We start from the raw sequence: 14,311 nt of genomic DNA on the forward strand, positions 1-14,311 counted from the left end.
CGGAGCTCCTATGCCATGCACCGCGAAACTCTAACCTGATGCGGCCCGTTTCAATCCGGGAGCAAACCGTCCCGGATCGATATCTGTTGCCGTTTTGTCAAACGCGGCAGGCGCGCAAAACGAAAACGCTTCTGAAGGGGCGATCGGCTTTCCAAGCAGATAGCCTTGCCCGACATCGCACGCCTGCTCGCGCAGAAGTTCGAACTGATCCCGGGTCTCGATGCCCTCTGCAACCACCCGCATGCCGAGGTTGTGGGCGAGATTGATGATCGCTCGAACAATGATTGCGTCCTCGGTTCCGGTTTCGATCTCGCGGACGAAGGACTGATCGATCTTCAGACAATGCACGGGGAACCGCTTCAGATGCGAAAGCGATGCATGACCCGTGCCAAAATCATCGAGCGCGATCTGCACGCCGAGGCGGTGCAGGTCATCCAGTGACCGCCCGATCTGGTTGCTGACGCGATCGAGCAGCACATTCTCCGTGACTTCGATTTCCAGCACGTCGGCTTCAAGCCCATACCGCTCAAGCATCGAAATCACCGTTTCGGCAAAATCATGCTGCTTAAGCTGGGAAGCTGCGACATTGACCGCAATCCGGCCGGGATCAAATCCCTTGTCTCGGATGTCGCGCACCATGGACATGGCTTGCTCCAGGACTGCCTGGCCGAGCGGGATGATCAACCCGGTTTCTTCTGCGACCGGAATGAACTCCGATGGCGGCACATAACTTCCCCGATGTTTCCATCGGGCGAGGATCTCGAACCCGATATGCTTGCCCGTGCGGAAGCAAACCTGGGTCTGGGCCGCGATTTCGATCTGGTTTTCGGAAATCGCCGCGCGCAACGCATCGGCAGTCGCCTGGCGCCGCTCCACCTGCTGCTTGTGCGCGGGATTGTAGAACGACCAGACGCCGCGGCCTCTCGCTTTGGCGTGGTAAAGCGCGATATCGGCGTTCTTCAGCAAGTCCTTTGGCGTAGATCCATCGGCGGGGAAAAACGTCACTCCAAGACTGCAGCCAGGGCGCACGACCCTGTGACCCAACATGAAAATCTCGTTGAGCCTCGATACGATCTTCTCGCCGATCTTCTCGACTTCGGAGATGGTGCTGACATTGGGCAGCAAGATCGCAAATTCATCTCCGCCAATGCGTGCCACCGTATCGGTCTTGCGCAAGACCTCGGTAAGCCGCTGGGCAACCTCGATCAGCAACTTGTCCCCCGCGTCATGGCCAAGCGTGTCGTTTACATCTTTGAAATGATCGAGATCGATCAGAACAAGCGCACCGGTCTGCTCGACACCTTTGCGCTCGCCCAATGCCCGGGTCAGCCGGCTGATCAGCACGGAGCGATTCGACAAACCAGTCAGGGAATCCTGCTCAGCCTGGATCTTTATCGTTTTCTCGGCCTGCTTGATGTCGGTGATGTCAGTGCAGACACCAACGGTATAGCCCGCCTTCGAGCGTCGTTCCTGTACCTGGATCCAGCGGCCGTCACTCAGCTGCTGAATGATCGGATTGGCTGGATTGAGATGCCGCTTGAGTCGGTTTTCGATGTAGGCTTCGCGTGCCTTCGGATCCTCGGACAGGCCCAGATACTGATTGTTTTCAACAGCAATCTTGAGCAGCTCTGCAAACGATATGCCGGCGACAAGATGCTGGGCTTTCGCTGTGTGAAAATCCTTATATGCTTTGTTGAAGTGCAGCAGCTTGTCTTCCAGGTCGAAGGCAACAACGCCATCAGGGATGGTTGCGATCAACTCCCGAAGCAATAATTCGGTATCTCTTCTCTTTTCCACTTCATCATGCAGGGCCTTTTCGATCGCCTTGCGTTCGGTAATGTCATAGCGGATCGATACGTATCCATCGATTTTCCCGAACTGATTCCGCTTGGGGACGATCGTCGTGTCTACCCAATAGCAATCACCATTCTTGTCACGATTGCATATTTCAGCCCGCCAGGGGCGACCGCTGCCAATGGTTCTCCACATATCCGCGAAGAACTCCCGACCATGGAATCCGGAGTTCAAAATGCTTATCTTCTGGCCAACAAGCTCTTCATTTTTATATTTACTGATACTACAAAATCTTTCATTTGCATAAGTTATCTTTCCAGATTTATTCGTAATTGATACAATAGTATTTTGATCAAGAGCCTCCTTGTAGGCGATTAATTCGTTGCAAGCTTCGCGATAATCTCTAGAATGAATTAAATACGCATCTTCAGACTGAATACCATTGGACAAATTGCCGTGATTGCCGTCGGCTTCCTTAAAAATCATTGGCATGGCTCCCAACACGTCCGTTCATCTGAAAATGTCTTTATGAACGTTATCGCTCTATATGTGAACGATACCGTACGTACAATATAATTAACAAATCTTTACTGTTTTCGTTATTAAGACGTACTTCTTATAGGATTGGATCGAGTGATGGATCCGCAAGAGGCGAAGAGAATTGAAAACTGAAATGATCGGCGATTTCGAAACCCGGAACAAAATCCTGCTGGCATTGCGGCCCGATGCAATCGCATTCCTGGAGTCACGTGCCGTCGTCAGGCGACTGTCGGAGGGTCAGGTTCTCTACAAGGACGGGGAACTGTTCACCCATGCGATCTTTCCGCATGAGGGTGTCATATGCCTGATGGCCCAGATGCAGGACGGACGAAGCGTCGAGAAAGCCTCGATCGGCAATGAAGGGTTCATTGGAATTGCCTTCATTTTCGGCGGCGGCAAGACGATCAGCGAGCCGACGGTTCAGGTTCCCGGATATGCATCCTGGATTTCGATCAAGGATCTCGACGAGGCAATCGAGAATTACCCCTGCGTCCGCGACGCCATGATGCGATACGCCAAGTCCCTGACCGTGCAATTGATGGAATCCGTTGCCTGCAACAGCCTCCACAAGGCCGAGCAGCGGGTCAGCCGTTGGCTTCTGCACGCCCATGACCGCGTGAACTCGGACACATTTCAGGTGACCCAACAGGGGATATCCAAGGTCCTGGGCATGCGCCGCGCGACGGTCAGCTCGGTGTGCAATGCCTTGATGAATGCGGGTGCACTCAAATACACGCGCGGTAATGTGACAATCACCGATCGCAGCATTCTGGAAAGCAGGTCCTGTGAGTGCTACGAACGCATTCACCTTGCATTCGCCAGTAGCAACCCCCCGAAGGCGAAGGACTGAGCCGTCGCCTGCCGGCGGTCGATGGAATTCGCAAGGTTGAACAGCCGCCCCTCTGGCTGCAGCAGACAGCTGCAGCCCATGGGCCTGATCCCGAACATCATCGACAGGTTGAGTGCGATCCACGGCAACCGATGGATTTATTGATCCTGGGAACCTACAACGTAGGTGGGCGCCATATGTCCGGACCCACGGGTCCGATCAGGGACAGCTCCCTTTGGATCAATTAAGGCCCCAGGGATTACGTATCCTGTCGAGAGGCGCAGATCGCCTCACTCATATAGGTCATGAATCGGATTCCGCCAATCGGCAAATCACCGGACAGGGTTTTCACCCCTTCAGGTGATTGAGACTGCTCACGTTCCACCGATACTTCCCCCTCAGGAGCGACCCCGTCGTTCCCTTGTCATCGCCAAGATCCATGCGCCCCTCAATCCAGGTGCGCATTGCCAGGCTGCCGATACTCCACCGTGGAGCCGGACAGCCCGTGCTTTTTTGAGTCGTGGTGAGTTTCTGTTGGTTGAGGAGTTTATAATGACCAGAAAGACTTTCATTACCGGTGCCATGGTGCTTGCAGCCCTTCCCGGCATCAGCGGATGCACATCATCCAGTTCCGCCCCCACCGGGGCCGTCGCCACGCCGGTTGCCGTGAGCAACAATACACTGCCGATCAAGACATCCGGAAAGGCACTCGCCTTCCGCGCCAGTTCCAATAACACCTCGTCGACCAATTCCTACACAAATCTTCCCTCTTCCAGCCACCAGATCACCCAGGCCAGCATCCTCGAAAGATCGGCAGCCGGCGGCATCAACCTCAACGGTTCGGCAGACATGGACCCAAATCCGAACGCCAACCAGGGCACCAATCCGGCGCTTGTTTCCGCAAGCACGGCGGACACGCTTCAGGGTGGCACCGCCATCAACGGCATGAAGGACGTGAAGGGCAATGTGTACTTCGAGAACGGCAACTTCGGCGATGCACAGGCTTCCAACGAAAGTACCAACCTGTCGTCGGTCGGCGTCTACAATGTCTATGATAACAACACGTTCGTTGAACAGATCGTCATGAAGCACGGCACCACCATCCGCTACCAGGAAGGAACCGCCGGCGATGGAAGCGCGATCTATGCGGTTGGATATATCGGCAACAACACGACCAACATGCCGACCTCCGGGCAGGCCACATACAAGGGATTCCACGAGGGCGGAACCTCCGTCTACAACGACAACGGCACGATGCAGAGCATGGGCCTGAGCGGCGGGACGGTGGAGCTTACCGCCGATTTTGCCGCCGGCACCGTGACCGGGGGCATATCGGGAGCAGAGCTCGCGGCCTACAAGAACGGCAACAAGGTCGTTCTCAACCCCAATGCGACCGGCCTCAACATCAACGCCAACATCACCGGCTCCGAATATACCGGCACCGCGCAACTGGTCGACGCCAGCAACAACCCGGTCGGAACTGCAGTCTACAACGAGGCGATCGGTGCCTTCTTTGGCGACGCGGCTGCGGAAACCGCGGCTGCCTACGTGATTGAAGGCAATGCGCAACTCGACGGTGCGAACCGCGATTACATCATGTCCGGCGCGCTCGGCGGCGTGAAGAAATAAGCGATGATGCAAACATATCCCGAGTATTCCTGGGCAAGGGAAATGGGAAAACGGCCGCGACACGGGTGTCAGGGGAGGACAGGCAAAGCCCATCTGCTCGTTTTCTGCACGACGGCGCTCTTGCTGCTCAGCCCCTGCCAGCGGTCCGCCGGGGCGGAATCGGTATTCCGCTCCGCCGAAGCTCTGGTAACCGAGGGAAGGTATGAAGAAGCCAGAACCCTGCTCGAAAGCACACGCTTCCAGGGAGCTGAAGCAATCCCGGCCGCCTATCTTCTTGCCGTGGTCCATGCGCGGACGGGGCATCTCGACGAGGCGGAAAAGCTGCTCCGGGACATCCTCACCCGTGCTCCGGATATAGATGCCGTCCGGATCGAATTGGTGAAAATTCTGGCGACCCAGGGCAAGCGGCAGGGCGCGCGCTATCAGTTGAGCCGGCTTGCCGATTCCACCGATCTTGCACACGACAGGGACCAGCTTGACCGGCTCGCACGCCAGATAGGTACAAAGGAAGGCTTTTCCCTGTCGGGCTATGTCTCGCTTGCCCCATCGACCAACGTCAATGACGGCAGCTCCGAGTCGATCATCATGATCGGCGGCCTGCCGTTCCTGATTGCCAATGCGGCACGGCAGCAATCGGGAGTGGGCCTGAAGCTCGGAGCAGTGGCGGGCTATTCACATTCGCTGAGCGAAAGTCTCTCCGTCTACGCCTCCCTCTCCGGCGGCATATCAGACTATTCCAACGACCAGTTCGACAAACAACAGGCAGAATTCCGGGCAGGCTTCAGGCGCGACGAGCTCGCCTATTCGCTGCAGGCCGAGGCGATCATCGACCGCCACTGGTTGAACCGGAAGGCCAACAGCCTGGGAATCGGCGGACGGGTGTCGGGAAAATGGAACTTCTCGCAAACCTGGTGGCTTTCCGGCGAGATCATCCATATGCACCGCAGCTTTGATGCTGCGGGAGCCGCAACCGCATTGACCACGCAAGCGACGACATCATTGAGACACGCCTTTTCCAGACGTTTTGCGATGTCCGTCACCGGGAGCTTTGAAACAGAGACCATTTCCGGCAGGCCATGGAGTTCCTATGACGGCCTTTCCGCCACTCTAGGCGCGGAAATGGCGCTCGCTTACGGCATCCGGATGAATGCTTCGCTCTCGGTCGGCAAGCGCAAGTTCAAGGACCTCTTTCCGGGGTTGCGCATCTTTCGGCAGGACACCTCCTGGGAAATCAGAGGATCATTTCGAAAGGAGAATTTCGAGATCGCTGGCTTGTCGCCGATCGTCGGCGTCTTTCGCAAGGATCAGGCCAGCAACGTGGCATTCTACAATTTTTCAAGCACTGGAATGGATCTCACCTTCACCAAGGCTTTCTAGCTGCCCGATTGCCAATCCTCCTGGAACTCCGCCAGCACGCACCACGCAGCGGCGGACTTGTGGACCTCTTTTTCTCGTGTAAGATCAATTGCCTGCAACCGTACCAAGAGAACGAGTTCCTGTCCATGAATCCAGCTGGTGGCCCGACCCCGCTTACCATGGCAATCCAAGCCATCTACTCGTATTTCAAGGGTGATCAGGAATTCACCGAGTTCATGAAGGATCTTGAGGACTTCCTGGCGGTAGGGGAGACAGGCCAGCCGGTTTTCACCGGAGAAATCGGCAAGCATTTTGATATTGCCGCGGAACTGGCACAGGTCATGTCACCTGCACCGGAAGCAAAATATCGTTCGCTGGTCGAAGGTCCCGCGGTCAAGATCGTCATTGATCGGGCGTTGCGGATTGTCGCCCAATCGAAGGAAGCGCTCAAGGTCTACGGCTATCTTGACGGGTTTTCGCTCACGCTCGATCGAAAGAACAAGACGGTCGTCACCAACGGCCCTTCCACCCATTCAAGCGCCCAGTTGAGACTGCTGCAGGCAAGCCTTACAGGCCCGGTGCTGACAAGTGTCGCCGACATGTTCGGACCGGATGACCAGGGCGAACGCGGCAACCGGCGCTTTGTTCGAAGTGAGGGTGAAGGCGTATTCGTGTCTCTCAGCCGCGATGAAGTGCTCGATGTGGTCATCGTCACCCTGCCCGGCGCCAACTGGAGCCGCAGCGTGCAAGTGGTGCTCAGCGGCAGCCTCGGCCTGTCATCCTCGGAAATCGAGGTTCTCGAACTGATGGCCAACGGCAAGTCGAATGTCGAGATCGCCAAGGAACGCTTCCGCTCTGTCGACACGATCAAGAGCCAGACCAAGGCGATCTTCCGAAAGCTTGGCGTGGCGTCCAGGGTCGATGCGGTTCAGGTGGTCAATGATCTGGTCAGTCTGGCCGCCCTGTCCGGCGGACCGGCCGACACTGCCGGCGTGACCACGACACCGATCGGCAACTTCCCCTTCGCGCATGACGTATCGGCCTGGAGAATGACGGCCCGGCAAGGCCGGAAGATCAGCTACGTCCACTATCCCTTGATCTCGAACGCCGCCCGGAGCCGCGACCATGTCCTGATGTTTCACGGACTTCTTCAAAGCCCGGAATTGACCTCCGGGGCCCGCCAGTTGCTGCAAAAAGCGGGTCTCGAGCTTCTCGGTGTGTCCAAACCCGGCTATGGGGCCACCGACGATCCCGTGCAGGGCACTGCCCAACGGGCGACTTCCATCGAGGATGCGAGATCTGTCTGTGAAGAACACGGCATTGAGCGCAGCCTGGTGCTTGGCCATCTGTTCGGCGCACATTGCGCCATTGAATACTGCCACCTTTATCCCGAAAGGGTCTCCGGACTGGTGCTGTGTTCCGCCTATTTCCCGCTGCAAATCGCAGATCACCTGGTGCCGATCGGGGTCCTGCAAAAACTGGCTATGTCGAGCGGAATTGCCTCCGCGGCAGCTCACCAGTTCATTGCCCGCACCGCTGTCTCCTATCTTCGTTACGGCGGTTCCCATCGCTACCTCTCGGCACTCGCGGAAAACAGCCCCGGCGATCGTGACGCGCTGGAGGACCCCGAGATCTATGACGTGCTTCGCGCGGGCATCCGGCATGTCACAACACGCGGCGCCTCCGCATTTCTTGCCGACACCGGATCCAGCAATTCGGACTGGAGCGGTCTGCTCACTTCGCTGAACGTGCCGACCGTCGTTCTTCATGGCGCCACCGACCCGGCGGTGAACGCGCGGCTGGCACGGATCGCCGCCGACCGCATTCCCGGCTGCCGTTACGAGGAGTTCCCCGGCATTGGCCAGCACATCATGCACGCCAAGCCCGAAAAGGTGGTCGCCGCGCTCGAAGAGCTGGTGCAGCAAACAGGCTGAAAGGCGGCATCCGAAAATGTCTCCCGGAGCCCACGCAGTGCTTTCAGGATGAAATGACTATCCCCGACCGGCCAGTTTGCCGGCGATCTGCTCGATCTTGCCGGTGACCTCCGACAAGGCCTGCGCGAGATCGTGATCGGTCTTGTCGACCTGGCTCAGCGCATTGTCCCTTGTCTTCTTCAATGTGTCGACTTCGGCCTCGAGGCCGCGCATCCGGCGTTGCAGTTCATGCAATTCGTCCATCACCATGATGCCTGCCATCACCGTGATGCGCAGGTCACCGATCTCGCCGAACTGGTTCTTCAGATGTCCGACATAGCGGTCGAAACGCCCGGCAAGATCGCTCAGATGCTCTTCCTGGCCTTCCTCGCAGGCCATCCGGTAGGTCTTGCTGTCAATGGTAACCGTAACCTGAGCCATTCAACACATCCTGTTTTGCACGACCGCGGCTGATCGAAGGCAAATGCGATTTGACAATTCCAAGTCTCATACAAATCTCAGCGGTCCAGAACCGCCCTGATTGTTTCCATGGCCGTCACCAACCGACGGGAAACCTCGCGATTGGCTTCTTCCAGACGGTTGGCCCTGTCCTGAGATTGGTCGAGTTCCAGCGCAATCCGTGTACGGTCCTCGATCATGCGGTCCAGTTCGGCCGCCGCTTCGATTGAGCTGCGGCTGGCCTCCACTTGCCGATCGACTTCATTGTCAAGCTGATTCAAGGCTTTTTTCAATGCCTCAAGCGCGGATTGTACTGTCTTTTCAACCGGCATCATCAGCTTCCCTGAATCTGGATTACAAGCCGAATCGCTTGAATTCCGGACACTTGTGGGCGCGAGTTTACGCATCAGCCGAACGGGGCGTCAACAAAACCACCTTTTGCATCCCCAGCCGTTTGCAGACAAGGCATTTGTTGACTCCGCCGAAGCAACTGCTATGTGTGCGCGGCCTTCGATCCGGACTTGATCAAGCCCGGACCTGACATGAACGCGACTAGGCGGAACCATCATGATTTCACGCGAAAAACACGACCGGATGGCCAATGCGATCCGGTTTCTGTCCATGGATGCTGTAGAGAAAGCCAAATCCGGACATCCAGGCCTGCCCATGGGCGCAGCCGATGTCGCCACGGTGCTGTTTTCGCGCTATCTGACCTTTGATCCGAAAAAGCCCGACTGGCCCGATCGCGACCGCTTCGTGCTGTCGGCCGGCCACGGCTCGATGCTGATCTATTCGCTGCTCTACCTGCTCGGATATGACGACATCTCGCTTGAGGACATCAAGAATTTCCGCCAGCTTGGCTCTCCCACCGCCGGCCACCCCGAATACGGCCACGCCGCAGGCATCGAGACCACCACCGGCCCGCTCGGCCAGGGCATCGGCAACGCTGTCGGCATGGCCATGGCGGAACGCAAGCTTGCCCAGGAGTTCGGCTCCGATCTGGTCGAACACTACACCTATGTTCTGGCAGGCGACGGCTGCCTGATGGAAGGCATCAGCCAGGAAGCGATTTCGCTCGCGGGCCATCTCAAGCTCAACAAGCTCATCCTGTTCTGGGACAACAATTCGATCTCCATCGACGGACCGGTTTCGCTGACCGATTCCACCGACCAACTCGCCCGCTTCGCGGCATCGGGCTGGAACACGCTCGACATCGACGGCCACGATCCCGACGCCATCGCGCAGGCTATCGAGGCCGCGCAGAAATCGGACCGGCCGACGCTGATCGCCGCCAAGACCGTCATCGGTTTCGGGGCGCCCAACAAGGCCGGAACCAGCGGTGCCCATGGCTCGCCGCTCGGCGACAAGGAAATCGCCGGCACACGCAAGGCGCTGGGCTGGGACGAGGAGCCGTTCGTCGTACCGTCCGACATCCTCGACGCATGGCGGCTCGCCGGCCTGCGCTCGGTCAAGGACCGCAAGGCCTGGGAAGCCCGTCTGGCTGACGCCGACAACGATGTCCGCATGGCGTTCGAGCGTCGCATGAGCGGCGAACTGCCGGGCGAACTCGAGCCCGCGATCACCGCCTACAAGAAGAAGCTGGCCGAAGATCTCCCGAACGTTGCCACCCGCAAGGCCTCGGAAATGGCGCTCGAAGTCATCAATGGCGTCGTTCCCGAAACCATTGGCGGATCGGCCGACCTCACCGGCTCCAACAACACCAAGACGAGCCAGACCAAGCCGATCACCCCGGATGATTTCTCCGGCCGCTTCGTTCACTACGGCATTCGTGAACACGGCATGGCCGCGATCATGAACGGCATCGCGCTGCATGGCGGCCTGATCCCCTATTCCGGCGGCTTCCTGATCTTCTCCGATTACTGCCGGCCTTCGATCCGCCTCGCGGCGCTGATGGGCATCCGTGTCATCCACGTTCTGACCCATGATTCCATCGGTCTTGGAGAAGACGGACCGACCCACCAGCCGGTTGAACAGATGGCGGCTCTGCGCGCCATCCCGAACTTGCTGATGTTCCGGCCGGCCGACGTCGTCGAAACCGCGGAATGCTGGGAGATTGCGCTCGAACAGGGCAAGCGCCCGAGCGGCATCGCGCTGACCCGTCAGAACCTGCCGACCGTGCGCACCGATTTCACCGAGGAAAACCTCTGTGCCTATGGTGCTTACGATCTGGTTTCGGCCAGCGACGCAGATGTCACCATCTTCGCCACCGGCTCGGAAATCGAGATCGCGCTTGAAGCCCGCCAGATGCTTGAGGCGAAAGGTCACACCGCACGGGTGGTCTCAGTGCCCTGCTTCGAGTTGTTCGAAGAACAAAGCATGGAGTATAAAAAGGCCGTTATCGGGGATTCCAAGGTCAAGATCGCCATCGAGGCGGGCATCCGCCAGGGCTGGGACCGCTTCATCGGTTCAGATGGCCTGTTCATCGGCATGACCGGGTTCGGGGCGTCCGCACCTTACAAGGAACTCTACGAACATTTCGGCATCACCGCCGCAGCCGCAGTGGCCGCGGTCGAAGCTCGCTTACATGACGAAGCCTGATCCTTGACGGATACAGGCGCACTCGGACCCAGGACGGAGGACTAGCATGAAGACCAGGATTGCCATTAACGGATTTGGCCGTATCGGCCGCAATGTTGTGCGAGCCATTTATGAATCCGGCCGCACCGATATCGACATCGTGGCGATCAACGATCTCGGTCCGGTGGAAACCAACGCACACCTGATGCGCTGGGATTCGGTTCACGGGAAGTTCCCCAAGACAGTCGAAGTCGACGGCGACACCATCCGCATCGAAGGCGGCGATTCCTTCAAGGTCTTCGCCGAGCGCGATCCGAAGAACCTGCCCTGGGGCGATCTCGGCATCGACATCGTCATGGAATGCACAGGCATCTTCACCGCACGCGAGAAAGCCGCCATTCATCTCGAAGCCGGCGCCAAGCGCGTCCTCGTGTCAGCCCCTTCTGCCGGCGCGGACAAGACCATCGTCTACGGCGTCAACCACAATGTGCTGACCAAGGATGATCTCGTTGTCTCCAACGCATCCTGCACCACCAACTGCCTGGCGCCCGTCGCCCATGTCCTGCACAATGCCATCGGCATCGAAAAGGGCATGATGACGACGATCCACTCCTACACCGGTGACCAGCCGACGCTCGACACCATGCACAAGGATCTCTACCGCGCCCGCGCAGCCGCCATGTCGATGATCCCGACCTCGACCGGTGCGGCCAAGGCCGTCGGCCTGGTGCTTCCCGATCTCAACGGCAAGCTCGACGGCATGTCGATCCGCGTCCCGACCCCCAACGTCTCGGTGGTCGACCTGAAGTTCATCGCCAAGCGCTCGACCTCTGTTGAAGAGATCAACAAGGCCATCCGCGATGCCGCCGACGGTGCGCTGAAGGGTGTTCTGGGCTACACCGACGAGCCCAACGTCTCGATCGACTTCAACCACAACCCGCATTCTTCGGTCTTCCACATGGATCAGACCAAGGTGATGGACGGCACCCTGTGCTCGATCCTGACCTGGTACGACAACGAATGGGGCTTCTCCAACCGCATGGGCGACACCGCCGTTGCGATGGCAAAGCTGATCTGACAGGCGGTCACCGGCCCGAAAGCTGAAAGCTGCCGGGTCTGATCCTGTAAATTGGCGCCGCCACCGTTCGCAAGGACGGTGGCGGTTCTGATTCCGGCATCCGGATCAAATTGAACCTGCAATATTCACCGCACCCCTGATCCGGTCCAAATCCCACCCGATTTTTCTGGAAGTTTCGGGCGAGCGGCATCTGCCACATTGATCCCGATGCGGCCTCCTCCCATACTCGGATATCCCAGCAAGACCGGCAGACCTCGAATGAAAACCTGCGGAAAGGGCAACGGTTGGACACATTCTACCTGGTGACACTGGCTTCCATGTCACTCATCCTTATCGCGGCCTTCTCGAGCCTGCTGGCCGAACGCTTCGGCGCGCCCTTGCTGCTGCTCTTTCTTCTCATCGGTCTGATCGCCGGCGTCGATGGTCTCGGCATCGATTTTTCCAACAATTCCGCGGCCTACATGCTTGGCTCGATTGCGTTGGCGATCATCCTGTTTGATTCGGGTTACGGAACATCGCTGCACTCCTTCAGGCAGGCGGCGGTGCCGTCGCTGACCCTGGCTACGATCGGCGTGCTGTTGACCGCCATCCTGTTCGGCATTGCCGCAAGCTTTCTGCTTGGTTTCTCCTGGTTGGAGGGCCTGCTGCTGGGATCGATCGTTGCCTCCACCGATGCGGCGGCCGTGTTCTTCCTGCTGCGCACCGGCGGCATCAACATCCGTGACCGCGTGCGCTCCACCCTGGAAGTCGAATCCGGAACCAACGACCCGATGGCGATCTTCCTGACCGCAGCACTGGTCGGCATCGTGGCCAGCGGCGAGGATCTCGGCGGTGCTGGTCTCGATCTCCTGGTGCTGTTTGGCAAGCAGATCGGTCTCGGCCTGGTCATGGGTCTGCTCGGCGGGATCCTGATCGTCCAGATCATTCGCCGGATTCCGGTCGAGCGCGGCCTCGCTCCGATTTTCGTTCTGGCACTGGCGCTGCTGGTCTTTGCCTACACATCGGCTATCGGCGGCAGCGGGTTTCTCGCGGTCTATGTCGCGGGCATCTACGCGGGCAACAGGAAGATCCAGCCCAAGGCGTCTATCATGCGGTTTCAGGAAGGCATGACATGGCTGGCGCAGATCATCATGTTTCTCGTTCTCGGGCTGCTCGCCACACCATCGCAGTTTCCGCAGATCATCCTCCCCGCGATCGGCCTCGCCATCTTTCTCGTCTTCATTGCCCGTCCACTGGCCGTCTGGCTCTGTCTCCTGCCCTTTGACTTCACCCAGCGCGAAACCGGTTTCGTCGCCTGGGTGGGCTTGCGCGGCGCTGTCTCGATCCTGCTGGCGATATTGCCCATTCTCGGCAACCTCGAAAACGGACAGCTCTATTTCAACACGACCTTTATCGTGGTGATGGTGTCCCTCGCCATCCAGGGATGGACCGTCAAACCGATCGCCCACCGGCTCGGATTGATCGTTCCGCCGCAGATCGGCGCGATCGATAAGCTTGAGCTCGACCTGCCGGGCACCGCCAGCCACGAACTCCTGGCCTACCGGGTGGTCGCCGACAGTCCGGTACTTCGCGGAGAACGGATTCCGCGCTGGGCCCGTCCCTCGCTGGTCATTCGTGACGGCAAGTCGATGCGCTATCAATACGCGGGCCGCCTGCGTGAAAACGACCAGGTCTACCTGTTCATCGCTCCCGGCTTTTCCCGCCTGCTCGACCGGCTTTTTGCTTCCAAGCTGGCCGTCAACGAGGATGACAACGAGTTTTTCGGCACCTTCACGATCGACCCCTCAAGAAGTGGCGAGGAACTCGACAACGCCTACGGCCCCGGCGTGCTGGGCGAAGCCGAGAAGGCAATGAGTATTTCCGAGCTGATGGAACAGCGCCTGGGCGGCAAGCTGGACTATGCCGACCGCGTCAAGGTCGGACGCATCGTGCTGATCGTGCGCCAGATCGACGAACACGGTCTCGTCAGCTCGGTCGGGATTTCGCTAGAGCCGGTCGCCCCGGCAACCCGGTTGCCGCTGTTCCTGAACCTGCGTGAACTCATCCAGATGGCACGGGATTTTGCCCGCAAGCGCCGTACATGAGACGTGAAGCCGCACGGAGTTTTTGCCTCCTCCGCTTGCGTCGTTACATTTGCGATGTAATCTCCGCGCCGGACCCCCGCAGGACACAAAC

Annotated in this window: 10 protein-coding genes and 1 other RNA gene; 7 read left to right on the top strand and 4 right to left on the bottom strand. The window is 58.6% G+C overall.

The window, feature by feature from the left end:
* Positions 1-30: 30 nt before the first annotated feature.
* Positions 31-2,280, bottom strand: coding sequence for an EAL domain-containing protein (locus tag O4H62_RS16060; protein ID WP_269389327.1), 2,250 nt, complete (start codon positions 2,278-2,280; stop codon positions 31-33).
* 175 nt (positions 2,281-2,455) lie between these two features.
* Between O4H62_RS16060 and O4H62_RS16065 the strand changes: the two genes are divergently transcribed.
* A complete protein-coding gene (locus tag O4H62_RS16065) occupies positions 2,456-3,184 on the top strand; it encodes a Crp/Fnr family transcriptional regulator (protein ID WP_269389329.1) in 729 nt (242 codons plus the stop codon).
* 112 nt (positions 3,185-3,296) lie between these two features.
* Here the strand turns inward: O4H62_RS16065 and ssrS are convergent.
* Positions 3,297-3,453, bottom strand: a non-coding RNA gene (gene ssrS, locus O4H62_RS16070) — 6S RNA.
* A 262-nt stretch (positions 3,454-3,715) separates the two neighbouring features.
* Between ssrS and O4H62_RS16075 the strand changes: the two genes are divergently transcribed.
* The 3 genes from O4H62_RS16075 (at position 3,716) to O4H62_RS16085 (ending at position 8,082) form a co-directional block, all read left to right on the top strand.
* Positions 3,716-4,792 (top strand): transferrin-binding protein-like solute binding protein, encoded by a 1,077-nt coding sequence (locus O4H62_RS16075; protein ID WP_269389330.1) that lies wholly within the window; start codon positions 3,716-3,718, stop codon positions 4,790-4,792.
* A 3-nt stretch (positions 4,793-4,795) separates the two neighbouring features.
* Positions 4,796-6,169: a porin family protein gene (locus O4H62_RS16080; protein WP_269389331.1), complete on the top strand. Its 1,374-nt coding sequence runs from the start codon at positions 4,796-4,798 to the stop codon at positions 6,167-6,169.
* 158 nt (positions 6,170-6,327) lie between these two features.
* The gene (locus O4H62_RS16085) at positions 6,328-8,082 is read left to right on the top strand and encodes an alpha/beta fold hydrolase (protein WP_269389332.1); all 1,755 of its coding nucleotides are present in this window, start codon (positions 6,328-6,330) and stop codon (positions 8,080-8,082) included.
* Between the two features lie 57 nt (positions 8,083-8,139).
* On the opposite strand, the gene O4H62_RS16090 is transcribed toward O4H62_RS16085, so the two are convergent.
* Together O4H62_RS16090 and O4H62_RS16095 are read right to left on the bottom strand one after the other, a co-directional pair.
* A complete protein-coding gene (locus tag O4H62_RS16090; protein ID WP_269389333.1) occupies positions 8,140-8,502 on the bottom strand; it encodes a cell division protein ZapA in 363 nt (120 codons plus the stop codon).
* A 77-nt stretch (positions 8,503-8,579) separates the two neighbouring features.
* Positions 8,580-8,852, bottom strand: coding sequence for a DUF4164 domain-containing protein (locus O4H62_RS16095; protein WP_269389497.1), 273 nt, complete (start codon positions 8,850-8,852; stop codon positions 8,580-8,582).
* 235 nt (positions 8,853-9,087) lie between these two features.
* Between O4H62_RS16095 and tkt the strand changes: the two genes are divergently transcribed.
* The 3 genes from tkt (at position 9,088) to O4H62_RS16110 (ending at position 14,220) form a co-directional block, all read left to right on the top strand.
* Complete coding sequence (gene tkt / locus O4H62_RS16100; RefSeq protein WP_269389335.1) at positions 9,088-11,079, top strand: transketolase; 1,992 nt, start codon at positions 9,088-9,090, stop codon at positions 11,077-11,079.
* 46 nt (positions 11,080-11,125) lie between these two features.
* On the top strand, positions 11,126-12,136 hold the full coding sequence (gap, locus tag O4H62_RS16105) for a type I glyceraldehyde-3-phosphate dehydrogenase (protein ID WP_269389337.1): 1,011 nt from the start codon (positions 11,126-11,128) through the stop codon (positions 12,134-12,136).
* 284 nt (positions 12,137-12,420) lie between these two features.
* On the top strand, positions 12,421-14,220 hold the full coding sequence (locus tag O4H62_RS16110) for a potassium/proton antiporter (RefSeq protein ID WP_269389338.1): 1,800 nt from the start codon (positions 12,421-12,423) through the stop codon (positions 14,218-14,220).
* Positions 14,221-14,311 lie beyond the last annotated feature (91 nt).

The organism is Parahoeflea alexandrii, assembly GCF_027214025.1.
Classification (GTDB): domain Bacteria; phylum Pseudomonadota; class Alphaproteobacteria; order Rhizobiales; family Rhizobiaceae; genus Hoeflea; species Hoeflea alexandrii_A.

What these genes read in the sequence shown, in the direction of transcription:
- O4H62_RS16060 (WP_269389327.1), bottom strand. Translation starts at nt 2,280, where the DNA reads ATGATTTTTAAGGAAGCCGACGGCAATCACGGCAATTTGTCCAATGGT.
- O4H62_RS16095 (WP_269389497.1), bottom strand. Translation starts at nt 8,852, where the DNA reads ATGCCGGTTGAAAAGACAGTACAATCCGCGCTTGAGGCATTGAAAAAA.
- tkt (WP_269389335.1), top strand. Translation starts at nt 9,088, where the DNA reads ATGATTTCACGCGAAAAACACGACCGGATGGCCAATGCGATCCGGTTT.
- O4H62_RS16075 (WP_269389330.1), top strand. Translation starts at nt 3,716, where the DNA reads ATGACCAGAAAGACTTTCATTACCGGTGCCATGGTGCTTGCAGCCCTT.
- O4H62_RS16090 (WP_269389333.1), bottom strand. Translation starts at nt 8,502, where the DNA reads ATGGCTCAGGTTACGGTTACCATTGACAGCAAGACCTACCGGATGGCC.
- O4H62_RS16085 (WP_269389332.1), top strand. Translation starts at nt 6,328, where the DNA reads ATGGCAATCCAAGCCATCTACTCGTATTTCAAGGGTGATCAGGAATTC.
- gap (WP_269389337.1), top strand. Translation starts at nt 11,126, where the DNA reads ATGAAGACCAGGATTGCCATTAACGGATTTGGCCGTATCGGCCGCAAT.
- O4H62_RS16080 (WP_269389331.1), top strand. Translation starts at nt 4,796, where the DNA reads ATGATGCAAACATATCCCGAGTATTCCTGGGCAAGGGAAATGGGAAAA.